Source organism: Kytococcus schroeteri (assembly GCF_002847825.1).
GTDB classification, from domain to species: Bacteria; Actinomycetota; Actinomycetes; order Actinomycetales; family Dermatophilaceae; genus Kytococcus; species Kytococcus schroeteri.
The window spans coordinates 1-309 of record NZ_PKIZ01000153.1; the positions used below are offsets into that span (position 1 = coordinate 1).

Genomic DNA, 309 nt, shown 5'->3' on the forward strand with positions numbered 1-309 from the left:
GCCGGAGTAGTCCACACGCTTACCCAGCAGGTTCTGGCGGAAGCGGCCCTGCTTACCCTTCAGCAGGTCAGACAGGGACTTCAGCGGACGGTTGCCCGGGCCGGTAACCGGACGGCCGCGACGACCGTTGTCGAACAGTGCGTCGACGGACTCCTGCAGCATGCGCTTCTCGTTGTTCACGATGATCTCGGGTGCGCCGAGGTCCAGCATGCGCTTCAGTCGGTTGTTGCGGTTGATAACGCGACGGTACAGATCGTTCAGGTCGGAGGTCGCAAAGCGGCCACCGTCCAGCTGCACCATCGGACGCAG

General features: G+C 63.4%; 1 protein-coding gene. It reads right to left on the reverse strand.

The window, feature by feature from the left end; all coding sequences use genetic code 11:
* Nucleotides 1-309, reverse strand: a 309-nt coding sequence (locus tag CYJ76_RS11955) for a hypothetical protein (protein ID WP_144043121.1), incomplete at both ends; no start/stop codon positions are given.